Consider the following 24,827-nt stretch of genomic DNA (forward strand, 5'->3'; position numbering starts at 1 on the left):
ACCGAATTGTTGATTTTTTAAAAATAGGTATAACAAATGAAATTTGCAAACTAGGACTGAATTTTATAGCAATGTAATCTATTCTCTAACTCTAACAAAATCCAAATCCTGAAAATCATAACTAAAGTCTGTCAAATCAGATATAGGTTTCATTTTTATTCCAACAGATTTTCCTTTTTCGTCCATTGCAAAAAACAAAAACGCATCGGCATTGAAACTACGAGTTTTCCATTTTACGGTGAAAGTATTGTCTTTGTAAAAGAAAACTTCGCCAGCTAGCTGTGGCGAACGAATGGATTTAAAAAATAATTTTCCTTTTTTTTCTGAAAGTTCAATTTTTCCAAACCAATTGTCAATATAAATCCCTGTATAATTTTTTAGGTCAATTTTCTTTGTTTCTTTTAGGTTATTGGCAACAGTAGCCCAAACTTCAGCAGTTGTTTTATCGGCTTCGGCAATATTGTCTTTTTCCCGTTTGCTGTAAATTTCTACATAATTCGTGTACGGAATATTTAGATAACTGTCTTTGATGGTGTTTGTAATAGCTGTAAAAGCAGCTCCAGATTGCTGATTGGTCAATACAACAATTCCTAAATTTAGTTCTGGAAATAAGGTGGTTTGCGTCACAATTCCTTCTAGACCGCCCGTGTGGGTCACTTGTTTGTAGCCTTTCACATCACTCAAAAACCAACCCAATCCATATCCACTAAAATGGGTATTATACGGAGGTCTTGTATTGGCAGGAATGATGGTTTGAAGGCTCCACATTTCGTTCTGTTCTTTTTTCGAAAACAATTGATACTGTTGCTCAGGACCGTATTTTCCGTTTTGCAATTGCAAAATCATCCATTTGCTTAAATCGTTTACACTCGAATAAATTCCGGCCGCAGCATCGAAGGTTTGATTTTTGTAACGTGAAATTATTTTGAGTTTCCCGTCTGTTGGAACGTGTGGCGCAATAATATTAGTGGTGTCTTTCAGTCTTAAAAAGGATGAAGCACTATGATTCATTTCCAATGGTTTCATAATGCGTTCCTCGATGAAATCGCACCAGGTTTTACCACTTACTTTCGCGATGACTTCTCCTGCCACGATGTACAATAAATTGTCGTAATCGTATTTGGTTCTAAAAGCCGAAACAGGTTTCAGATACTGTAAATTATGGACAATATCATTCGGTTTGAAGTCGCTTCCGTCTGGCCAAATCATCAAATCGCCGGCGCCAAGTCCCAATCCGCTGCGGTGTGTCACTAAATCCCGAATGGTAAATTCATTCGTTACATACTCATTGTACATTTTGAAATCAGGAAGATATTGAATCACTTTATCGTCCCAGTTTACTTTTTTTTCATCGACCAACATCGCCAAAGCGGCAGTGGTAAAAGCCTTGCTGTTCGAAGCAATTCCGAACAAAGTATTGGCATCTACTTTCTCTTTAGTTAGAATCGATTTTAGTCCGTAACCTTTGGAAAGAATCACTTTTCCGTCTTTGACAATAGCTACGGCAATTCCAGGAACGTCAAAACTTTTCAAGGTGTTTTCTACTAATTCATCAACTTGTTTTTCGCTTATTTGGGCGAATGAGATACAAGTTATTAGCAATATCGATAAGGCAATTAATTTTCTCATAATCATAATCTATTTTCTTTATTCTATTTTCTTTATTCTAAAATCTAAAATCTAAAATCTACAATTTACAATCTAAAATCCTCTCTGTCTTTTGGCTTCGAATATCAATATGGCCGCAGCAACCGAAACATTCATACTGTCGATTTCGCCTTGCATCGGGATGATTATGTTTTGTGAGGCTGCATCACGCCATTCTTGGGTCAATCCTGTAGCTTCCGTTCCTACCACCAAAGCCGTTGGATTGGTGTAATTTTGGGTGTGATAGGAAGTTGAATTTTGCAAAGTGGCACAATAAATAGTAATATTTTGCTCTGTCAAAAACGCAATAATTTCCGTTGTGGTTCCTGTGGCGATTTGGTTGGTAAACAAGCAGCCCACGCTCGAGCGAACGATATTCGGATTGTACAAATCACTTTTTGGGTTGGCAATAATCACGGCATCGAGATTCGCAGCATCGGCAGTACGCAATAATGCACCAATGTTTCCGGGTTTTTCAGGCGCTTCTGCAACTAAAATCAAAGGGTTTTCGGATAATTTTAAATCGGATAAATGTAATGATTTGGATTTGGCAATGGCCAAAACGCCTTCGGTAGTGTCACGATACGCTAGTTTTTGATAGATTTCTTTCGAAATTTCGATTAATTCAGTGCTTTTGGAAAGGTGGTGAGCTTCCGTTTCCGAAATTAATTCGGGTAAAAACAAAATCGTTTCCATTTCGTAACCGCCTTTCGTTGCAATTTCGATTTCTCTTTTGCCTTCAATCATAAAAGTACCGGATTGTTTGCGGGCTTTTGCTTTTTCCTGCAATAGTACTAAAGATTTTATGAATGGATTTTGGGATGAAGTGATTTGTTTCAAGGCTAACAGCAATTTAGTTATATTTGGTAACAAAGATACACAGAGAAATGGCAGTTTTTTGTATTTGAATTCGAATATTTAATCGAAATGGATTTGTTCAACGCTATTTTATAGCATTCGGATGCTCCAGTATTTTTCTTTATTTTTGTCAAAATCTTCAAATGAAAATGTTTTATCTATTAGAGATTATCGGTACAATGGCATTCGCTATGTCCGGAGCATTAACCGCGATGAATAAGAAACTAGATCCTTTTGGTGTTTTTATTATCGCCTTTGTTACCGCTGTGGGAGGGGGAACTTTGCGCGATATTATGATTGGACGAACTCCAGTAGGATGGATGCTTGAATTGAATTACGTTTACATCATCGTAATTGGATTTATTTTAGCGATTCTTTTCAGAAAGAAATTAGACCAATTGCGAACTTCTTTGTTATTATTTGATGCCGTTGGGCTCGGAGTATTTACTATAATAGGACTTGAAAAAGGAATATTAGTGGGTCTTAATCCGATAATCTGTGTTGCTTTGGGGACAATTACTGCCTGTTTTGGTGGGGTGATTCGTGATATTTTGTGTGGTGAAATTCCTGTAATTTTCAGAAAAGAAATTTATGCGACCCTCTGTATTTTTGGCGGAATTGTTTTTTTTCTGCTCCGACATTTACAATTTGATAATGATATATTGTATTTGGTAACTTCTGTATTTATTATTTCATTTCGTTTAATGGCGGTAAAGTTTAAATGGTATTTGCCAACCGTAGAAAATAAATAAAAAATGCTTAATTTCACAAATTATAAATTCAAATAGTGAAGAATTATTACGTAAAACAATATCAAAAAATCGATTATTCCGATTGGAATTCCTTTATTGGCCAAGCCAAAAATGCCACTTTTCTGTTTCATCGTGATTTTATGGAATACCACCAAGACCGTTTCGAGGATTACTCTTTGATTGTTTTGGATGGCGAAAAATGGGTTGCCGTGCTTCCAGCAAATAGAGTTGGCAATGAAATTTTCTCACATCAGGGATTGACTTATGGCGGATTGATTTATAACGAAAAACATAAATTAGCTTCGGTTATTGCAATTTTCAAAAGTGTTTTATCTTTTTTGAATGACAATTCAATCGAAAAATTGCAAGTAAAATTAATGCCTTCCATTTATCATCAAAAACCAGCCGAAGAATTGAATTATGCTCTGTTTTTAGTGGGAGCCCAATTAATACGAAGAGATACATTGGCTGTTTTGGATTTGTCTCAAGAAAATAATTTGTCAAAACTCAGAAAAAGGAGCATTCAAAGAGGAATTTCGAATGATTTTACGATAAGAGAAGTGGATGATTTTGAAGATTTTTGGAACGAAATATTAATTCCGAATTTAGCTCAAAAACACCAAGCCAAACCTGTTCACAGTTTGGAAGAAATTATAAAATTGAAAGCCTTGTTTCCAAAAAATATCCGACAATTTAATGTCTATGAAAATGGAATTATTGTTGCTGGAACCACCATTTTCGGAACTTCAACCGTTGCTCATTGTCAATATATTTCTGGCAAAGAAGACAAAAATGAATTGGGTGGATTGGATTATTTATTTCAACAATTGATTTCAGAAACTTTCAAAAACAAGTGTTTCTTTGATTTTGGAATTTCCAACGAAAATCAAGGGCGAAAGTTAAATAATGGTTTGTCGTATTGGAAAGAAAGCTTTGGAGCGAGTACGATTGTTCAGGATTTTTATGAGGTGGAAACTTCAAATTATGGTTTACTAGACACCGTTTTGCTATGATACAATTCCTCGACTTAAAAAAAATAAACGCTCCCTATGAAACGGCATTTCAAGAGAAATTGAAATCGGTTTTAGAAAACGGTTGGTATATTTTGGGCAATGAAGTCAAAACATTCGAAAACAATTTTGCCCATTATTGCGGTGCAAAAAATTGTATTGGAGTTGGCAATGGATTTGATGCCTTGGTTCTGATTTTTAAAGGATATATTCAGCTCGGGAAACTGCAAAAAGGGGATGAAGTGATTGTTCCTGCGAATACGTATATTGCCAGTATTTTGGCAATTTTAGAGGCGGATTTGGTGCCAGTTTTAGTTGAGCCAAAGTTGGAAACCTATAACCTCAATCCCAATTTAATTTTAGAAAAAATCACGTCCAAAACCAAAGCAATTCTTGTGGTTCATCTATATGGACAATTAGCCGAAATGGATCGAATAAACGAAATTGCGATACAAAATAATTTGATTGTTGTGGAAGATGCCGCTCAGGCGCATGGTACAATTAGAAATCAAAAATCAGAAATCAAAAATCTGCAATCAAGCGCAGCGTATAGTTTTTACCCAGGAAAAAATCTCGGTGCTTTGGGTGATGGTGGCGCGGTTGTTACCAATGATTCGGAATTGGCAAAAGTGATTCAATCGCTAAGAAATTACGGTTCTGAAGCCAAATATCAGAATGAATTTATTGGTCTCAATTCAAGATTAGACGAAATTCAAGCGGCTTTCCTAAATGTGAAACTACCTCATTTAGACGCAGAAAATGCGATTCGAAAAGCAATCGCTACACGCTATTTGTCCGAAATAAAAAATGATAAAATTACTTTGCCAGCTCCGTCATTGCGCGGCACGAAGCAATCTCACGTTTTTCATTTGTTTGTCATTCGAACCGAAAACCGAGAGCAATTGCAACAGTATTTATTAGACAACGGAATTCAAACAATGATTCATTATCCCATTCCACCGCATAAGCAAAAAGCTTTTAGTCCCGAGACTTCGGGATGGAATCATTTGTCTTTTCCAATAACCGAAAAAATCCACAATGAAGTTTTGAGTTTGCCCATAAGTCCGGTATTGACAAAGGAGGAAGTTGATTTTGTTGTTTCAATTTTAAATCAGTATTAATTTGGAATTTATAAAAGAAATAGTGCGAACCAACCTATTTAAAATCACTTCTTTAAATAGTGTAAGCGTTCTGATTAAAATTGGAATTGGTTTGGTGACTTCAAAATTATTGGCAATTTTTGTAGGACCAAGCGGAATGGCTTTGGTCGGGAATCTAAGAAATTTTTCAAATTCATTAGAAAGTATCGCAACTCTAGGATTTCAAAACGGAATCGTAAAATATGTGGCTGAAACTAAGGACGACAGACCACAATTTCAGAAGTTAATTTCCACTGTTTGTATCAGTTTGTTAGTAGTAGCCATTCTTTTGAGTGGAATTCTGTATTTTTTTGCAGCATTTTGGAACCAGCAAATTTTCGGAACTCATTTCGAATATGAAATTGTTATTAAAGCCATGGCCTTGGCTTTGCCGTGGTTTGCTATTGCTGTTTTTTTTCTTTCAATAATCAATGGTTTAGGGAAATTCAAGTCAGTTATTTATGTTAACATTATCGGAAATCTGATAGGATTATTGGTTTCAATGAGTATGATTTTGCAATACAAAACTCTGGGAGCATTGCTTTCTATCGTAATTACGCCAGCATTATTGTTTTTGGTGACCTATTATTTTATTGCCAAAGAGTTTCAATTTTCAAAACTTGTTCAATATCAATCATTTGATTTTCATGTGATAAGGAATTTATCTTCTTACTCACTAATGGCTCTGGTATCTTCTGTTTTGGGACCGTTGGTTTATTTAGCCATTCGAAAAAATGTAATTTTTGTAGTTGGTATTGAACAGGCTGGATTTTGGGAAACAATGACTCGAATTTCGACCTATTATATGCTGTTCATTTCTACAATATTGACCGTTTATTTTTTGCCAAAATTGGCTGTTGCCAAAGATAATTTCGAAACCAAAAAAGTCTTTTGGAGTTTTTACAAAAATATTTTACCCCTTTTTATTATCGGTTTGATTTTTATTTATTTCTCACGGACTTTACTCATAAAATTACTTTTTACCAAAGAGTTTCTTCCAGTAACGAACTTGTTTTTTTGGCAATTATCGGGCGATGTTTTAAAAGTGGCTTCCTTGATTTTAGGCTATCAATTTTTCGCCAAAAAAATGACTCTAGCCTTTATTTTATCGGAATTAGCTTCTCTTGGTGTTTTGTATTTTTCGAGCATTTTTCTAATTAAATTTTTTGGAATTCAAGGAATAGTAATGGCACAAGCTTTAGATAATTTTACTTATTTATTGGTTTTAGCAATCTATTTCAGGAAAAGTTTATTTTAATTTTTGTTTGATATTTGAGACCAAACCTCCAAGTATTTCTCGGCTATTTTACTATAGTTATGTTCCTGCTCAACAAATGCTCTCGCTCGTTTGCTAATGGCTTTAAGTTCTTCGGGATTTTCTATCAAAAAAGACAGTTCTTCGACTAAAGATTTTACATTTGGTAAAGCATTGATAGCTACTTTTTCGGTCAAATAGTATTGTTTCATAAATTCATTTTCTGCTCCTGTAAAAACCACTTTCCCTTTCGCCATCGCTTCAAGCGCATTGTAACCTTGGTCGTAACTATATACTTGATCTAGTAAAATATGGGCTTTGTTGTACGCCCCGATATATTGTTTATAAGGTATGCTTCGGGTAACAATGATTTCAACTTGATTGGGATATTTTTCTGTAATTATTTCTACAGCTTTTTCAAAAAAATGGCTTCCTTTTTTAACCGCACTACGGTTGTTAATCCCCAGAAAAATGATAATTTTATCTTCAATAACCAACGGTTTATATTCAATAGTGTCTGTATTTATAGGATTTGGAATGAAATGCGAATGGTACCCCATTGCTTCCATCGGGATTTTATAATCTAAGTCTGAGGTGATAAAAGAAGTGCAGTTTTTGTACAAACTGTCAAAAGTTTTTCGATAGCTTTTTGTTCTGTATTTAAGCGTAAATTGCAATTGTTTTTCTAACGACTTTTCCTCGAAGTACGGACTTAGAATCGAGTATTTCATTTTTTGTTGCAGTAGATAATCTACAACTGGGGTCTCGTCACCACAAATTAGTAAGCTACGACTTTTGATAGTTTTAAATAGTTTTTTATACAGAATTCTGGACAAAAAGGGGTAGGATTCAATAGCATCAGAATTGATGAACTGAACGTGATCAAACTCTTTTTGTTTTAGAATAAAACTGTAAAAACGAATAGCTCGTTCAATTTTTTCTAAATCAATTGTTGTTATTTTAAAAATACCATTTTTCACTCTTTGAATGAACCAAAAATCGGAAACAAAAGCCGAATGTAGGGAGTAATCTACATCATATTTTTTAAAATTGTCGCCAGAAGCAACAAGAAGGACTTCGTGTCCTAAAGCTTGTAAGCCTTCTTTTAGTGAGTTGTGTAATCGACTGTATTCTCCTATCAAAAGTATTTTCATTTCTCAGGCATAAATTGCTATATTTGTGTAAATATACTAACAAATTGATTACCGATTTTAAAAACCCTGATTTAGAAATACTGGTTGCAACCTTGAATCGGAACTCGCTAGATTTTTTGATTCCGATGTTTCCTTTTTGTCATTTTTCGGAATACTCTATTTTGGTTGTCAATCAAACGCAAGCATCTAATTTGCTGGTTTCAGAATTTGATTCGGTTCGAGTGATCAATTCTTTTGAAAAGGGATTGTCTAAAAGTAGAAATTTGGCACTAGAAAATACAATCGGAAAAATTGTTTTAATTGCTGATGATGATGTGGTTTTTTTGCCGGACTTTCAACAAAATATTTTGGAGGAATACAAACAAAATCCTAGTGTTGCCGCTATTTGTTTTCAAACAATTACTAATGAAGGTTTTTTGTATAGTAAATATCCTAAATCTGCAAAGGAATTAAGTTTTACCAATTTAAGAAAGGTATTGTCGATAGAAGTGACGTGTAGGGTTGGAAATTTAAATATGAAAAATTGCAGATTTAATGAGTTTTTTGGTTTGGGAGCCCAATTTCAAGATTCTGAAACGTTTTTTTTTCTCCGAAATATCAAGCATAAGGGATTGAAAGTTGTATTTGCACCAAAAAGTATTGTGGTCCACAAGCCTTTTTCATCCAGTGATGATGCGAGTTCTGATCGAGTAATTTATGCGCGAATGGCGGGATTTTACAAACGATATAGTTGGATTGCTTATGTATTACTACTGAAGTATATATTTTTTGTGTTTAGAAAATATGATTTTCCTGCTAAGGAAATTAAAAATAAATTTAGTATTGGATTAGCGGGTATTAACGATTATAAAGTAATTTTGAATAAAAAATTAGATTCATCTTATGAATAAAGCAGCTTTTTATGAGCTTATCCATCTTCCAAAAATTCACGATACCCGTGGAAATCTCTCGGTTATTGAAGGTGACACAATACCTTTCGAAATAAAAAGGGTGTATTATTTATATGACGTTCCTAGTGGAAGTGAACGCGGCGGACATGCCCATATCGAACAATTGGAATTTCTTATTGCGCTAAGTGGCAGTTTTGATGTGGTATTAAAGAACGGCACTTCCGAAACAATTATTACACTCAATAAACCTAATATAGGGCTTTTGATTCCCATTGGAATTTGGAGAGAATTGCAAAATTTTTCTTCTGGTTCGGTTTGCTTAGTCCTGGCATCGGACGTTTTTGCTGAGGAAGATTATATCCGTGATTTTGAAGATTTTGAATTATTTAAAAAAGGAATTTCCAAAACCTAAATTAGCCCAAAATAGCTGAAATGCAATAAGCAGTTTTAACATTGAAGTTGGTAATTGGAGTAATAATCTTTTTTTTAAAGTCAAATTTTCGAAATCAATAGCTTTGTAAAATTGCTGAAATGAATCTTTGTCGCCAATTATTTTTGATTTTATAGCCAACGAAAACCGATTTAAATCCAGAAATTTTTTCAAACCCAGATTCGATTTTTCTAATAAATCATATTTAGAAAAATCCAGTGACTCAATACTGATTTTATGATTTTTAGAAAGACTTTTGTCGTCATAAACATAGCGTGCTAGTATTTTCCAAGAAAACAAAATGGGGTAAACCAATCCAATTCTAATCCACATATCAGTATCTTCACCGCTTTTTAAACGGAGGTCAAAGTGGCCTATGTGTTCAAAAACACTTTTGTGAAAAACGGCTGAAGAAGAGCAAAGTACGGTTCTTTTTTTACTAGCTGAAAAGTAATTTACGATCTCAAAACTGGCTGTTTTTTGGATAGAATATGTCGCTGGAATAATTTTTTTTGAAGTTTCAATTTCTATTGCCGATGAAAATACGTTTAGTTTAGTATGGAGTTTGATATTTTGAAACATTTCCTCTAAAAAAGTGGGATACCAATAATCGTCAGCATCAATAAAGGCTAGATATTCGGAATTAGCTTTTTTAATTCCAAAATTTCTTGCCGAGGAAACGCCTCCATTTTCTTTGTAATAATATTGTATTCTTGCCTCTTTGTTTTGAAGCACTTTTTCTTCGCTTTTGTCGGTTGATCCATCATTGACAATTATAATTTCAAAATCAGTAAAAGTCTGCGAAAGAACACTTTTCAATGTCTTTTGAATAAATTTTTCTTTATTGTACAAAGGGATGATTATCGAAAAGTAGGACATAAGTATTATTTTAATGTACAAAAATAACCTAGTCGGTAAAGATCAAAACAGATTAAATTTGGATTTTTATTTAGAATCAATTTCTTTAAAATAGGTTCTGAAATGCTGAAAATATGCTTCGTTAGTGACAATAACCCGTATTTTTTTAGTGTTTTATACTGTTTTATTAAAGGACTTATGAGTTCAATTTTTTCACCCTCAATCAGAAAATATTTTCTGCTTTCGACCGCTTTAAGACTTTTAGCAAAGAATATTTCGTTCGTATCAAGGCCTAAATGGTAAATAGGATTTTCTATATGAAAAACATCTATTTTATGGGTGAAAAGCTGGTATGCAAAGAAGATGTCCATTCCATAAAAGGAATTTTCATTGGCATAATTAGTAGTTAAAAAAGTCTTTTTTTGGATTAATATATTCCCTGAAAATACATATTGATATGGGTTTTGATTTCTTTCTGAAGCTGTTTTCTCTTCTCGCTCTTTGCCGTATTTGTATCTCAAAATATTTGGACTATTGTGTTTGCTATTTTCATAACAATAACCCCCTAAAATAACTTGATTCTCAGGTTTTATACTTTCTAAATAACTAAGAATAAAACTTGAATTTACTGGAATCACATCTGCATCTAAAAACAAAAGCCATTCGAAGCGAGCCTGATGAGCCAACTTATTTCTGGTATAAGTGCGTCCTGAATTTTTAGATTCTGTATTAAAGTGGCAATTTTCCCAATTATTTATAATTTGATTTTCTTTTAAGCAATCGGTAGAGGCATCGTCGAGAACCAGAATTTCGAACTCAATTTCACATTCCAAACATTGCTTCCGCAATTCCAAAACCAATGGAACTACATTATAATTATAAGTCGGAATGAGAATAGAAAGCATTACACTGTTTTTTGAACCACTTCAAAAAGGCTCGAATCCTCACATTTCAAAGTTTTTGAAGGGAATTTCATCAATAAAGCATAATCGTGAGTAGCCATAATAACCGTTTTACCAGCTGCGTTTATTTTTTTCAAAACTTCAAGTACTTCAACACTAGTTTGTGGATCCAAATTTCCAGTAGGTTCATCGGCAAGAATTATTTCCGGATTATTGAGCAAAGCACGTGCGATTGCAACACGTTGTTGCTCACCTCCAGAGAGTTGATGCGGCATTTTATTAGCATATTCTTTTACGCCTACTTTTTCTAAAACCTCGTCAATTTTGTTTTGAATCTCGGTTTCGTCTGTCCATCCCGTTGCTTTGAGTACAAAATGCAAATTGTCTTTTACATTGCGATCGGGCAATAATTGAAAATCTTGGAAAACAAAGCCTATTTTTCGTCTCAAAAACGGAATATCATCCTCTTTTAATGTCACTAAATCAAAATCCATAATGTTGCCTTCGCCTTCAGACAGCGGCAAATCGGCATAAAGTGTCTTCATAAAACTACTTTTTCCAGTTCCCGTTTTTCCGATGATATAGATAAATTCTCCTTGTTTTACTTCAAGATTTACGTTGGATAAAATGGTTCTTCCTCCTTGAACTATGGTTACATTTTTTAAAGACAATACAGATTGTGACATAAGGCAATTTATTTTATTTGGTAAAAGTAAGGAAATAAATTCCAAAATTTAAATTCCAAATTCCAAAACCAATAAATAAATTCCAAAATCTTAATTTCAGTCTTATACTCTTTGTAATGTTAAAAAGATGTTTATAATAAAACCCAAAAGCATTTCGTTATACCCTACAGAATACAATACATTTGACTACTTTAATAGAAAAAAAATGCAAAAAATTTCAAGACTCTTATTTATACTTTTTTTTATAAGTCTTTCCACAATTTCAGCCCAAAAATCAGCAATTTATACTCAGGAATCCAAAGATTTTGACAAAGCACTTTCGTTATATAACGAACATCAATATGCCTCTGCACAGCTTATTTTCGAAAAAGTTAAGTCGGCTGCAGCCAATGAAGAACTCAAATCCGACTGTTCGTATTATGTTGCCAACTGCGCCATTCGCACCAATCAACCCAATGCCGACGTTTTGATGGAACGTTTTGTGACCGATTATCCTACGAGCCGAAAACAAAATCAGGCTTATATCGAAGTGGCTCATTATTATTTCAAACAAGGCAGTTATCCTCAGGCTTTGAAATGGTTCGAAAAAGTAGATGAATCCTATTTGAGTTATAGTGAACAAGACAAATTCAATTTTCAAAAAGGCTACAGTTTTTTTAGTTCCAAAAACAAAAAGGAAGCCACAACCTATTTCAATAAAGTAGCCAATTCCCCAGAATACGGTTCGCAAGCCAAGTATTATCTCGGTTTTATGGCCTATGAAGGCGACGATTACAAGCAAGCTACAAAGTATTTCGACGAAGTTTCGGGCGAAGAAAAATACAAGGAAAAATTGTCCTATTACCAAGCCGATATGAATTTCAAGCTTGGGAATTTCCAAAAAGCGATTGATTTAGGATTAAAAGCAATGCCCAAATCGAATGCCATAGAACAATCGGAATTGAACAAAATCATTGGCGAAAGCTATTTCAATTTGAAACAATACGCCAAATCCATTCCGTATTTGGCTTTATATAAAGGCAAAAAAGGAAAATGGAACAACACCGATTTCTACCAATTGGGTTATGCTTATTTTATGCAAAAGGATTATGAAAACGCTATTTCACAATTCAATAAGATCATCAACGGTAAAGATTTCGTAGCCCAAAATGCCTATTATCATTTGGGCGAAAGTTACCTGAACTTGGACAAAAAACAACAAGCCTTGAACGCTTTCAAGAATGCTTCTGAAATGGAATTTGATGCCGCCATTCAGGAAGATGCAAGCTTGAATTATGCCAAATTGAGTTACGAAATTGGGAATTCTTACCAAAGTACACCAGCTGTTTTGATGGCTTTTATTAAAAAATATCCAAACAACGCCAACAATTCGGAGATTGAAAGATTGTTGATTGATTCCTATATCTCATCAAGAAACTACAAGGAAGCCTTGATTTTATTAGAGAAAAATAAATCTCCCGAAAATAAATTGGCCTACCAAAAAGTAACTTTTTATCGTGGATTGGAATTATATACTGACGGGAAATATCAGGAAGCGGCAACCCAGTTCGAAAATTCGTTAGACCAACAAAAAGATGCCAAATTCACGGCTCGTGCCACGTTCTGGAAAGGCGAAATCCAATATGTTTTGGGCGATTTCAAAAATGCTTTGTTGAGTTATAAACAATTTCAAGGTTTGGCTGCTGCCAAGGAAACGCCAGAATACAAAAATGTTAATTATAATGTTGCTTATTCGTATTTCAAGTTGAAAGAATACGATCAAGCGGGCAATTATTTCCAAAACCAAATTGATAATTTAAAAGACGACAAAGTACGTTTGAATGATTCCTACTTGCGTTTGGCGGATTGTCGATTCGTGACTTCAAAATATACGGCGGCTCTCGAAGCATACAACAAGGTAATCGAATTGAAAAGCGTCGATGCCGATTATGCCTATTTTCAAAAAGCCTTGTGCTATGGATTTAATTCCAAAAACGATAAAAAAATTCAGGAACTTAATGCTTTCTTGCAATTGTATCCCAAATCGGAATACAGAGACGACGCCTTTTTTGAACTTGGAAATACCTATGTTGCCGAGAACAAACAAGACCTTGCCATAAAAACCTACGATAAATTGAATGCTGAATTCAAAAACGGTTCGTTCACTTCCAAGGCGATTTTGCGCCAAGGTTTAGTCTATTATAATGCCGACAAAGATGAGCAAGCCTTGGTAAAATTCAAGAAAGTGGCCGCCGATTTTCCTAAAACTCCCGAGGCTCTCGAAGCAGTTTCTACAGCTAGATTGATTTATGTCGATAACGGAAAAGTAGATGAATACGCCACTTGGGTTCGCACTTTGGATTTTGTTGCCGTAACCGATGCCGAGTTGGATAACGACACTTACGAAGCGGCTGAAAAACAATATTTGCAAAACAATACCAAGCAAGCCATTTCGGGATTTAGCGGTTATGTTTCTAAATTTCCAAACGGAATTCACTCTTTAAAGGCTAATTTTTATTTGGCACAACTATATTTTTCGGATGGACAAGAAAGTAAATCCATTCCTAATTTTGAGTATGTTATCGCACAGCCACGTAGCGAATTTACGGAACAATCTTTGGCTCGATTAGCACAAATTTTCTTGAAAAATGAAGAAATTTCGAAAGCGATTCCTGTATTGACGCGATTAGAAAACGAAGCCGATTTTCCACAAAACAAAACTTTCGCCCAATCCAATTTGATGAAATCCTATTATGACAACAAGGATTATCCCAATTCGGTGGTGTATGCCGAGAAGGTTTTGGCAAATCCAAAAACCGATGATAATGTGAAAAGTGATGCACAAATTATTATTGCTCGTGCGGCAATTCAAACAGGAGATGAGACTAAAGCACGTTCCGCTTACGCCAAATTACAAACTATTGCCAAAGGAGAATTGGCCGCCGAAGCCTTATTTTATGATGCCTATTTCAAAAATAAAGATGGAAAATTTGAAGCTTCGAATGAAGTTGTTCAAAAACTAGCCAAGAATTATTCTGGTTACAAATATTTTGGAGCCAAAGGTCTAATCTTGATGGCAAAGAATTTTTATGGTTTGAAAGATAGCTTTCAAGCGACTTATATTTTAGATAGTGTCATAAAAAACTTCACCGATTTCCCTGATGTAGTTTCGGAAGCCCAAACAGAATTGAATGCCATCAAAAGTGAAGAGGCCAAAACAAATTCATCAGTAGCCCCCTAACCCCCGAAGGGGGAACCTAAAATAATAATGTATAAATACTAATTTCTAAGCCTTCAAAAACTTTTTTAGGCAGGAATAAAAAATTATAAAATGAATTTAAAGAACATATTTGATTTACATATGAGTACCAAGTTACCCGCAATATCTTTTTTGCTCCCCCTTCGGGGGCTGGGGGGCTTTTGGCTTTTACTTTTACTAGTCCAGGTTTCATTTGCCCAAAAAAAAGATTCTAAAAAGGACGAAAACATTGGAACAGAAGTTGTGAATGTCGTGAAACCATACACGCCAACTATTTCGGATGCTTTTAAAGTCAGCGAGACTCCTGTGCTTGATGATGCTGAAAACACCAAAAAAGAAATTATTAAATATAATATTTTCTCTTTTCCGGTAGCTTCGACTTTTACACCTTCCAAAGGGAAAGCTGAAGGAGTTGAGAAAGAAAAATCAACCCATTTGTTCAACAATTACGCCACCTTTGGGGTTGGAAATTACACCACTTTGAATGCCGAATTATTCGTCAATCAAGAACTCAATAACAATGATTATGTGGGTGGAATGTTTCGCCATCTTTCGTCGCAAGGAGGCATTAAAGAGGTAGAATTGAATGATTCCTTTTATGATACTTCTATTGATTTGACTTATGGAGTTCGCGAGAAGGATTTGTCTTGGAATGTCGATTTGGGTCTCCAAAATCAAATCTATAATTGGTATGGTTTACCAGCCGATTTTGGTAGTGCTTTAGCGCCAAGCGACAGAGCTATTTTGATAGATGGAATCAATCCAAACCACAGTTACAACAACTTGTATTTAGGTAGCAAAATAGAACTTGAAGGAAGTTTTATTAAAGAAGCGAGTGCCAAATTCAATCATTTTTCGGATAATTATGGTTCTTCAGAAAACCGATTTTATGTGAAGCCTTCTTTCGAATTCAATATCAGTGACAAAGCCATAAAAACAAATGTGATTGTCGATTATTTAGGAGGAAGTTTCGAGAAAGATTATTCGAACACCAACGCAATAAAATATGGTTTTACCAATTTTGGAATTGCGCCAAGTTTTGTGATGAATGAAGACGATTGGACTATAAATATTGGCGCGGCCTTATTTTATAGTTTGGGTACTAAAAACAGCAGCAATACTATTTATGTTTATCCGCAAGTCAATGCCTCGTTGAAAGTCGTTGGCGATTTGATGATTTTCTACGCTGGAGCCGAAGGGAATTTGGAGCAAAACACCTATTCAGATTTTGTAAATGCAAATCCTTATTTGTCACCAACATTAGACATCAAGCCAACAGATAAACAATTTGATGCTTTTGCAGGTTTGAAAGGGAAGTTGACTAATACCATAAGTTATAATCTTCGCGCTTCTTATGTAGCCGAAAAAGATAAAGCCTTGTTCAAAAGCAATGATTATACGGTAAATAATTCCAATGAAGATTATGCTTTTGGGAATTCTTTAAAAGTGGTTTACGATGATGTAAAAACCATTAGTTTTTACGGCGAATTAAAAGCCGATATTTCTGAGGATGTGGCTTTTGGCATCGACGGAACTTTTAGTAGTTATACTACCGATTTTCAAAGGGAAGCTTGGAATTTACCAGCCATAAAATTGAACGCCAAAGTCGATTTCAATATTACTGAAAAATGGTATGCGGGAGCTAATGTGTTCTTTGTGGGAGAACGAAAAGATCAAAAAATAAATATGGATATTGTTTATATTGTGGTTCCGGATTTAGTACCTACGACTTTAGATAGTTATTTTGATATCAATGCCCATTTGGGATACCAATACAACGATCAATTTTCAGCATTTTTAAGAGCCAATAATATTGCAAACCAAGCCTATCAAAAATGGATGAATTATCCCGTTCAAGGATTTCAAGTAGTTTTGGGAGCGAATTATAAATTTGATTTTTAATATTGCCACGAAGACGCTAAGGCGCAAAGTTTTATTTGTTCTTTTGTGATAAAACGAATATTATTTTCTTTTTCTTTGTGACTTAGCGCCTTTGTGGCAATAAAAATATGACTTTCAAACAAAAAACACACCAATATTATCAGCAACTGGTTCAGGACCGGGAAGATGCTTTTCGAGATATGATTGCCGCTTTGACCGAAGATTCTAAGAACGATGCCAAAGGTTCGGCTGGCGACAAACACGAAACCGCTTTGTCGATGATGCACATCGAGCAAGAAAAACTCAATCATAAATTGAAGGAAGTCTTGGCACAAAAAGCCATTTTAGACAAAATTGATTCCACTACAATTGCCAAAACTATTATTGTCGGCAGTTTAGTCAAAGCCAATGGAATTTATCTTTATTTGAGCGCAGCGCTTCCTAAAATTGCTATTGAAGGAATCAATGTTATTGCCCTTTCTCCGCAATCCCCCTTGGGAAATAAACTGATGGGAAATGAAGTTGGTTTTTCGTTTGAGATTAATGGAACGAAATATTTGATTGAGAGTATAGAGTAAAAAATCCGTTTTTTATCTGTTATGCTTGCATCCGTTTCATCTGTGTGCTCTTCTGTTAATTCGACATCTTCTTTCACAAAAAACTATTGAATTCATTAAAATAAAACACCATTCCCTAATAAAACTTTCGTAAATTCGCGACCTTAAAAGTTTGACTTTAAAACGAAACGAAATTATGAGCAAAACAATGACAGTCGACATCTTGTCGAGTATTAAAGGAGCACAGCCCTCTGAGAGCGTGAACCAATTATTTGAGGTGATTAAAAATGCAATTCCATCAAATGCTACTACTGCCAATGCTGTCAATTCCAATTGTGTGTCTGTAAATGATTTAAGAGAAGATGTGGTGGTGGAAAGCTCAGCAATTGAGCGTCAACTCATCATCGAAAACTTCCCGAACAAGAAAAATGGTTTTTTAGTCGTTGCAAAAGTGATAGAAGGATAAAAATGGAATCTCAAATAAAAAAAATACACCAACAATTGGTGTCAAAACAAATTACTTGTACCACTTTGATACAAGAAAAGTTAGACTTGCTAAAACAAAATACCTTTAACTCTGTAAACTCTTTGTTAGACACTTTGGCGTTAGAATTAGCGGCTAAAGTCGATGCGAAAATTGCAAATGGAGAAACGATAGGTTTGTTAGAAGGGATTCCTTTTGGGATTAAAGATGTCTATATGGTGCAGGGAACTTACACTACGGCAAGTTCTGATTTATTGAAAAATTATAGATCACCTTACACCGCCACTGCCATTCAAAAATTGTTGGATGCAGGTGCCATCCCCTTGGTTAAAGAAAACTGCGATAGTTTTGGTCACGGGTCATCCAGTGAAAACACCATTTTTGGCGCTGTAAAAAATGCGATAAATCCTGACTTAGTAGCGGGAGGATCAAGCGGTGGATCGGCTGTTAATGTTGCTAAAGACTACACCGTGTTTTCTATTGGTGGAGATACGGGAGGTTCGATTCGTCAGCCTGCTGGGTACAATCATATTTATGGTTTTAAACCAACTTACGGTAGAATTTCTCGATATGGATTGATGGCTTATGCGTCTTCTACTGATTGTGTTGGACCATTGGCAAAATCTATCGAAGATATTCGAATTGTGTTAAATGTAATGAGTGGAAAAGATCCAAAAGATCAAACCTCCATCGCTTCATCACAAATCAGTGAAGAAGCAATTGCAACTTCCATAGTAAAAACTGTTGGTTATTTCAAGAATTTTATCGAAAGCGAGGCGATAGATACTCAAGTAAAAGCTGATTTCTTGGCCAGTATCGAAAAGATAAAAGCCAAAGGCATTGCTGTAAAAGAATTGGATTTCTTTAAATCGGACATTTTAGTTTCAACTTACTATACGCTAGCAATGGCGGAAACGGCTTCGAATTTATCTCGTCTAGACGGAACCAATTACGGAAACCGAATTGAAGCGGAAAATTTAATAGAAACCTATGCGGTGACTCGTTCTGAAAACTTTTCAGAAGAAACAAAACGCAGAATTGTGGGTGGAAACCAAGTATTGTCGCAAGGTTTCTCCGATGAAATATATTTAAAAGGATTGGCTGTTAGAGATCAGATTTCTGAAAATTTCAGTAAAGATTTCAAGGAAGTCGATATTGTTTTATCGCCAGTTACGCCAAGTACTCCACCTAAAATTGGAGACAGTTTAAAAGATCCTTTGGCGATGTATTTGTCGGATGCTTATACGGTTGGTTTTAGTTTAGGGCAATTACCCACTTTGACCGTGCCACAAGGAACGAGCACCGGATTGCAAATTACGGCAGCAAAAAATAATGATGAATTAGTGTTGCAATTCGCAAACTTTTTAAAAGATACAATATAATGGAATTGGAGCAATTAACTGCGGCCTTAAAAGCCCACGATTTAGAATTGGTAATTGGACTGGAAACACACGTTCGATTGAATACCAAAACCAAGTTGTTTTGTTCTTGTCCCAACCAAGAAATAGAAACACCTAACGAAAATATATGTTCCGTTTGTACGGGACAAATGGGCGTTTTGCTTGCCTTGAATAAAGAAGCAATCACAAAAGCAATTTATTTTGGAAAAGCGGTGGATTCGTCTTTCAGTAATGAAATTATCTCTTGGGATAGAAAGCATTACGAATACCCGGATAACCCGAAAAATATTCAAATCACGCAATTTCACAATCCGATAATTCCAGACGGACACGTGTCTTGTTACCGAAATGACGGTACGCAGTTTACCGTGAATTTAACTCAGGTTCATATCGAGGAAGATGCTGCGAAATTGATGCACGAAAAGAAAATTTCGCTAGTCGATTTTAACAAAGCAGGTGTTCCGTTGATTGAAATTGTTACGGAGCCTTGCATCAGAAATATCGAAGATGCTTCAACTTATGCGCAATACATTCAGCGTATTGTTCAAAACTTGGGAATCTCGGAAGCGAATTTGGAAAAAGGAGAATTCAAATCGGATGTTTCGGTGTCTTTGCGCAAAAAACATTCTTACGAATTGAATCCAAGAACCGAAATCAAAAACTTGAACTCGTTTAAGTTTATGGTGGAGGCTTTGAAAGAAGAAGTGGAGAAGCAATTCAATTATTTTGTTGAAAATGCTGCTTTTAGACCAGATCAAACGACAGTTTTATGGGATGCCGATTTGAAGCAGACCAAAACAATGCGTAAAAAGGAATTCGAAGCGGATTACCGTTTTATTTCGGAACCGGATTTGCCATTTGTAAATATCAAAGCGGAGATTGAAGCCATCAAAGTCGATACAAGTGCTTTGCCTTATGCTGTCGAATCTATTTTGATTAACGGTGGTGTTTTGCCGCAAGATGCTAAATTTTTTACGGCCGATAAATTGCGTTCGCAAACCTTTGTGGAAATCAATAACGAAATCAAAGATCCTTCATTTGTTGCAAAAACTTTGGCAAACAATATAAAGGCTGAAGATTACGCCAAAATAAATAGTATTGGTCAATTAACTGATATTTTTAAACTTTTTAAAGCAGAGAAAATCACGGCGGTTTTAGTTCAAAATGCAATTACAGGCTATTTGAAAGATCGAACTTTTGACTACAACAAGTATTTTGAAGAAAATACCATTTCAGAAGATACAATACAAGAAGTTATTGCTAAAGTGCTTTCAGAAAATGAGGCGGTTGCCAATGATATCAAAGCCGGTGATCAAGGGAAAGCAGGTATTTTAGTGGGTAAAGTTTTAGCTATTATCGGAAAAGGAGCCAATGGAAAAGTAATCCGTCAAACGATTATTGATGCTTTAGGCGCTGCAGCTATTTCAGATAAAAAGAATTCATTTGAAAAAACTGCAACCGAAGCAGTGGTCGAGGATAAAGAGACGCAAGAAGAATCCCTTCCTGAAATTCCAATTATCATAAAAGACACCTACAGAACACATAAAATTTCACAATTATCAGAAGAAAGCATCCAAGAAGAAGTGGTTTTGTCGGGTTGGGTTGCGAGTGTTCGTGATCACGGCGAATTGATGTTTATCGATTTGCGTGATTCCAGTTATGAGATTTTTCAAGTGCGAATTAGCAGGGAATCATTTCCTAATATTGATGAGTTGGTGAAATTGAAACCAGAATCAGTGATTTCGGTAAAAGGGATCGTTGTTGGTCGAAATGAAGATGATTTTAATGCAGGTTTGAGGACCGGTCAGATAGAATTGGAAACTTCGGTTTTGGAGATTTTAAACTTATCGAAAACCTTGCCTTTTGAAATCAAGAGAGCAGCGAAAACGAACGAAGCTATGCGTTTTCAATACAAGTTCTTAGATCATAGAAATGAGGAAGTACGAAGAGCAATTGTCAACCGTCATAAAGTCATTAAATTGTTGCGTGACATTTTGGATGAAGAAGAATTTTTAGAAATTGAAACCCCAATTCTTAGTGCAGGAACCGATGAAGGAGCAAGAGAATTTATAGTTCCAACACGCAAACAAGCCGGTTTCTTTTATACCTTGCCACAAGCGCCACAGCAGTTCAAGCAGATGTTGATGGTGAGTGGTTATGAAAAGTATTTCCAAGTGGCACGTTGCTTTAGAGATGAAGATTCTCGTGGAGACCGTCAGCCCGAGTTTACGCAATTGGATATGGAAATGGCTTACGCTAGTATGCAGCAAATTATCGATTTGAACACCAAATTGTTTAATGAAGTAGTCAAAAAAGTATATGGCAACAAATGGATTTTACGTCCCTTTGAAGTGATTACATATAAAGATGCAATGGATTTCTACGGTTGCGACCGACCTGATTTGCGTTACGGCTTGAAAATGCAAGACATTACCGATATTGTAAAAGAGACTACGTTCCAAGTTTTCTCTAAACCAATTGAAGAGGGTGGAATTGTAAAATGCATCAAGGTATCGGCCAAAGAGCAAGGAAACAAGCGAATGTCTAAAGGCCAAATCGAGAACCTTACCGCGATTGCGCAACAGCACGGATTGGGAGGATTGGCTTATATTATTGTCAATGAAGACGAATTGCAATCGCCAATTATTAAATTTTTAGGCGAAGATATTGCGGCAGGAATTATCAAGGCTACCAATGCGCAAGTGGGTGATATTGTATTCTTTTCAGCGGCGGATTACGCCACTGCCAATAAAGCTTTGGATGCGGTTCGTCAGGAATTGGGCAGAATATTGCACTTAATCAATCCGAAGGAATTATGTCCGGCTTGGGTAGTTGATTTTCCAATGTTCGAAAGAACTGACGAAGGAAGATGGACATTTACACACAATCCATTCTCAATGCCTGCGGTTTACGACTTAGAAAAGCATATGAAGGGCGATGATAATGAAATCGGAACTATCATTGCGCAACAATACGACATCATCTTAAACGGTTACGAAATAGGCGGAGGATCGGTTCGGGCACATAAATCGGAGATTCTGGAAGCGACGTATAGAAATATGGGTTACAACAAAGAAGAGATGATAAAAAGCGTAGGAACGATGTACAAAGCATTTCAATACGGCGCACCGCCTCACGGAGGAATTGCTTGGGGAATCGATCGGTTGATGATGATTTTGGAGAAAAAAGCATCTATTCGTGAAGTAATGGCATTTCCTAAGACTGGTTCAAGCGAAGATTTATTATTTGGCGCACCGTCTCATTTGTCAGATAAAAAGGTAGAAGAAATGAATGTGAGGATAATGAGAAAATAAGTTTTTCAATATCAATTTCAATTATAATATCAAGTGTAATGAGCTCTGAGAGAATAATCGAAATTATTTCAGTTTTTAAATTTCCAAAGTGGGCATTTCGGTGTTTGTTTTGGAAATTTTTGTTTTTAGTTTAATTTATCTTCGTTAGAAATTGATATTGTCATTGACATTATCATTGCTATTGAAATTGATTTTTGCCATTGGCATTGAAATTGACTTTTATCAATGAAATTGCTATTAAAATTCACACGTTTTTGTTAATAACTTAACGACTTAACGCTCAATATTGTCCTTAAATTCTCTTGCGTTTTCATATATTTGCGAGTGATAAAAAAAATACATTTTTAGAGTAAATTTATATGAGCGAAGAAATTAACAAGAACAATTATTCAGCAGATAGTATTCAGGCATTAGAAGGAATGGAGCACGTAAGAATGCGTCCATCAATGTACATTGGAGATGTAGGAGTTCGAGGACTGCATCATTTGGTTTATGAGGTAGTCGATAACTCTATCGATGAAGCGATGGGCGGTCACTGTGACACTATCGGCGTGGCTATAAATGAAGATGGTTCTATTACAGTTGAGGATAATGGACGTGGTATTCCAGTAGGGATTCACAAGAAAGAAGGGGTTTCTGCGCTAGAAGTTGTAATGACTAAAATTGGTGCTGGAGGTAAATTTGATAAAGATTCATATAAAGTTTCAGGGGGATTGCACGGTGTTGGAGTTTCGTGTGTAAATGCTTTGTCTGCTCATCTTAGAGCAACCGTTCACAGTAGTGACGGGAAAGTGTACGAGCAGGAATACGAAAGAGGAAAAGCATTGTACCCAGTTAAACAAATTGGTGAAACAACCAAAAGAGGTACGATTGTAACTTTTTATCCAGACCCAATTATATTCACCCAAACAACTGAATATTCATACGATACGCTTTCCGCTCGTATGCGTGAATTGTCCTTTTTAAATAAAGGAATTACCATAACATTCACCGATAAAAGAGAACTTGATAAAGACGGAAATTTTGTTTCCGAAATATTCCATTCTACCGAAGGGTTAAAAGAATACATTCGGTACTTAGATGGAAACAGAGAGCCGATTATTGCCCATGTGATTTCTATGGATCACGAAAAAGGGGAGATTCCTGTTGAGGTGGCTTTGATTTATAATACCAGTTATTCAGAGAATATTTTTTCTTATGTAAATAATATCAATACCCACGAAGGTGGAACACATCTACAAGGTTTTAGGACAGGTTTAACTCGTTCGTTGAAGAAATATGCCGATTCTTCAGGAATGTTGGACAAGCTAAAGTTTGATATTTCTGGGGATGATTTCCGTGAAGGTCTTACGGCTATTATTTCGGTGAAAGTTGCCGAGCCTCAATTTGAAGGACAAACCAAAACTAAATTAGGAAATAGAGAAGTAGTATCACCGGTAAGTCAAGCGGTGAGTGAAATGATTGAAAATTATTTGGAAGAAAATCCAAATGATGCTCGAATCATTGTACAAAAAGTAATTTTGGCCGCTCAAGCCCGCCACGCTGCTAAAAAAGCACGTGAAATGGTACAACGCAAAACCGTAATGGGTGGCGGAGGATTGCCAGGAAAGCTTTCGGATTGTTCTGAACAAGATCCTGAAAAATGTGAAGTATATCTTGTCGAGGGAGATTCGGCAGGTGGAACGGCCAAGCAAGGTCGTGATCGTGCTTTTCAAGCTATTTTGCCTTTGAGAGGTAAGATTTTGAATGTTGAAAAAGCAATGCATCACAAAGTTTTCGAAAACGAAGAAATCCGAAATATATTTACAGCACTCGGCGTAACCGTTGGCACAGAAGAAGATTCTAAAGCCTTGAATATTTCAAAATTGCGTTACCATAAAGTAATCATTATGTGTGATGCCGATGTCGATGGAAGTCACATTTCTACTTTGATTTTGACATTCTTCTTCCGTTTTATGAAAGAATTGATCGAAGAAGGACATGTGTATATCGCAGCTCCTCCTTTATATTTAGTGAAGAAAGGAAATAAAAAAGAGTATGCTTGGACAGAAGATCAACGAGATCAAGCCAACGCTAGAATGGGCGGAAGCGCGGCGATTCAGCGTTATAAAGGTCTTGGAGAGATGAATGCAGAGCAATTGTGGGAAACTACAATGAACCCTGAATTTAGAACTTTGCGCCAAGTAAATATTGATAGCCTTGTCGAGGCAGATCGCGTTTTCTCGATGTTGATGGGCGATGAGGTTCCGCCACGAAGAGATTTTATCGAGAAAAATGCTGTTTACGCTAATATTGATGCGTAAAAAAGTTTCGTGTTTGTTGTTTATAGTTTGTAGTTCGCTAAAACCATAAACCACAAACCATAAACCACA

At 35.6% G+C, this 24,827-nt stretch carries 19 protein-coding genes; 13 read left to right on the forward strand and 6 right to left on the reverse strand.

What is annotated here, in order from left to right:
* Nucleotides 1-78: 78 nt before the first annotated feature.
* On the reverse strand, nt 79-1,629 hold the full coding sequence (locus E1750_RS15070; protein WP_133277565.1) for a serine hydrolase: 1,551 nt from the start codon (nt 1,627-1,629) through the stop codon (nt 79-81).
* A gap of 72 nt (nt 1,630-1,701) precedes the next feature.
* Nucleotides 1,702-2,487, reverse strand: a complete 786-nt coding sequence (locus E1750_RS15075) for a TrmH family RNA methyltransferase (RefSeq protein ID WP_133277566.1) — start codon at nt 2,485-2,487, stop codon at nt 1,702-1,704.
* A 167-nt stretch (nt 2,488-2,654) separates the two neighbouring features.
* On the opposite strand from E1750_RS15075, the gene E1750_RS15080 reads away from it, so the two are divergent.
* Genes E1750_RS15080 through E1750_RS15095 form a run of 4 tightly spaced genes read left to right on the forward strand, consistent with a single transcriptional unit; the run spans nt 2,655 to nt 6,664 of the window.
* Nucleotides 2,655-3,257: a trimeric intracellular cation channel family protein gene (locus E1750_RS15080; RefSeq protein WP_133278161.1), complete on the forward strand. Its 603-nt coding sequence runs from the start codon at nt 2,655-2,657 to the stop codon at nt 3,255-3,257.
* Nucleotides 3,258-3,292: 35 nt separating this feature from the next.
* Nucleotides 3,293-4,270 carry a GNAT family N-acetyltransferase gene (locus tag E1750_RS15085; RefSeq protein ID WP_133277567.1) on the forward strand — a complete coding sequence of 326 codons (978 nt, stop codon included), beginning with the start codon at nt 3,293-3,295 and terminating at the stop codon, nt 4,268-4,270.
* Nucleotides 4,267-5,388, forward strand: coding sequence for a DegT/DnrJ/EryC1/StrS family aminotransferase (locus E1750_RS15090; protein ID WP_133277568.1), 1,122 nt, complete (start codon nt 4,267-4,269; stop codon nt 5,386-5,388). The genes E1750_RS15085 and E1750_RS15090 overlap by 4 nt, the downstream gene beginning before the upstream one ends.
* Before the next feature lies 1 nt (nt 5,389).
* Nucleotides 5,390-6,664 (forward strand): O-antigen translocase, encoded by a 1,275-nt coding sequence (locus E1750_RS15095; RefSeq protein WP_133277569.1) that lies wholly within the window; start codon nt 5,390-5,392, stop codon nt 6,662-6,664.
* On the opposite strand, the gene E1750_RS15100 is transcribed toward E1750_RS15095, so the two are convergent.
* Nucleotides 6,661-7,815, reverse strand: coding sequence for a glycosyltransferase family protein (locus E1750_RS15100; RefSeq protein ID WP_133277570.1), 1,155 nt, complete (start codon nt 7,813-7,815; stop codon nt 6,661-6,663). The genes E1750_RS15095 and E1750_RS15100 overlap by 4 nt on opposite strands.
* Nucleotides 7,816-7,838: 23 nt before the next feature.
* On the opposite strand from E1750_RS15100, the gene E1750_RS15105 reads away from it, so the two are divergent.
* Together E1750_RS15105 and E1750_RS15110 are read left to right on the forward strand one after the other, a co-directional pair.
* On the forward strand, nt 7,839-8,705 hold the full coding sequence (locus E1750_RS15105; protein WP_133277571.1) for a glycosyltransferase family 2 protein: 867 nt from the start codon (nt 7,839-7,841) through the stop codon (nt 8,703-8,705).
* Complete coding sequence (locus E1750_RS15110) at nt 8,698-9,117, forward strand: sugar 3,4-ketoisomerase (protein ID WP_133277572.1); 420 nt, start codon at nt 8,698-8,700, stop codon at nt 9,115-9,117. Before E1750_RS15105 ends, E1750_RS15110 begins: the two co-directional genes overlap by 8 nt.
* On the opposite strand, the gene E1750_RS15115 is transcribed toward E1750_RS15110, so the two are convergent.
* Genes E1750_RS15115 through E1750_RS15125 form a run of 3 tightly spaced genes read right to left on the reverse strand, consistent with a single transcriptional unit; the run spans nt 9,088 to nt 11,581 of the window.
* Nucleotides 9,088-10,014 carry a glycosyltransferase family 2 protein gene (locus tag E1750_RS15115; RefSeq protein WP_133277573.1) on the reverse strand — a complete coding sequence of 309 codons (927 nt, stop codon included), beginning with the start codon at nt 10,012-10,014 and terminating at the stop codon, nt 9,088-9,090. The two genes, E1750_RS15110 and E1750_RS15115, sit on opposite strands and share 30 nt — an antisense overlap.
* Nucleotides 10,015-10,019: 5 nt before the next feature.
* On the reverse strand, nt 10,020-10,898 hold the full coding sequence (locus tag E1750_RS15120; protein ID WP_133277574.1) for a glycosyltransferase family 2 protein: 879 nt from the start codon (nt 10,896-10,898) through the stop codon (nt 10,020-10,022).
* A complete protein-coding gene (locus tag E1750_RS15125; RefSeq protein WP_133277575.1) occupies nt 10,898-11,581 on the reverse strand; it encodes a cell division ATP-binding protein FtsE in 684 nt (227 codons plus the stop codon). Before E1750_RS15125 ends, E1750_RS15120 begins: the two co-directional genes overlap by 1 nt.
* Before the next feature lie 205 nt (nt 11,582-11,786).
* On the opposite strand from E1750_RS15125, the gene E1750_RS15130 reads away from it, so the two are divergent.
* The 7 genes from E1750_RS15130 to gyrB all read left to right on the forward strand — a co-directional run bounded on the left by E1750_RS15130 (nt 11,787) and on the right by gyrB (nt 24,758).
* Nucleotides 11,787-14,801: a tetratricopeptide repeat protein gene (locus E1750_RS15130; RefSeq protein WP_133277576.1), complete on the forward strand. Its 3,015-nt coding sequence runs from the start codon at nt 11,787-11,789 to the stop codon at nt 14,799-14,801.
* Nucleotides 14,802-14,891: 90 nt separating this feature from the next.
* A complete protein-coding gene (locus tag E1750_RS15135) occupies nt 14,892-16,721 on the forward strand; it encodes a porin family protein (RefSeq protein ID WP_227873905.1) in 1,830 nt (609 codons plus the stop codon).
* Between the two features lie 107 nt (nt 16,722-16,828).
* Nucleotides 16,829-17,278, forward strand: a complete 450-nt coding sequence (locus E1750_RS15140; RefSeq protein ID WP_133277577.1) for a hypothetical protein — start codon at nt 16,829-16,831, stop codon at nt 17,276-17,278.
* 175 nt (nt 17,279-17,453) lie between these two features.
* Entirely contained in the window at nt 17,454-17,723 is a 270-nt protein-coding gene (locus E1750_RS15145; RefSeq protein ID WP_176582358.1) for an Asp-tRNA(Asn)/Glu-tRNA(Gln) amidotransferase subunit GatC, read from the forward strand.
* Nucleotides 17,724-17,725: 2 nt separating this feature from the next.
* Nucleotides 17,726-19,123 carry an amidase gene (locus tag E1750_RS15150; RefSeq protein ID WP_133277578.1) on the forward strand — a complete coding sequence of 466 codons (1,398 nt, stop codon included), beginning with the start codon at nt 17,726-17,728 and terminating at the stop codon, nt 19,121-19,123.
* Nucleotides 19,123-22,455, forward strand: coding sequence for a bifunctional amidotransferase subunit GatB/aspartate--tRNA ligase AspS (gatB/aspS, locus tag E1750_RS15155; RefSeq protein ID WP_133277579.1), 3,333 nt, complete (start codon nt 19,123-19,125; stop codon nt 22,453-22,455). Before E1750_RS15150 ends, gatB/aspS begins: the two co-directional genes overlap by 1 nt.
* A gap of 359 nt (nt 22,456-22,814) precedes the next feature.
* Complete coding sequence (gene gyrB / locus E1750_RS15160) at nt 22,815-24,758, forward strand: DNA topoisomerase (ATP-hydrolyzing) subunit B (RefSeq protein ID WP_133277580.1); 1,944 nt, start codon at nt 22,815-22,817, stop codon at nt 24,756-24,758.
* The last annotated feature ends 69 nt before the right edge of the window (nt 24,759-24,827 follow it).

This window comes from Flavobacterium nackdongense, from assembly GCF_004355225.1.
In the GTDB taxonomy this organism is placed as follows: domain Bacteria; phylum Bacteroidota; class Bacteroidia; order Flavobacteriales; family Flavobacteriaceae; genus Flavobacterium; species Flavobacterium nackdongense.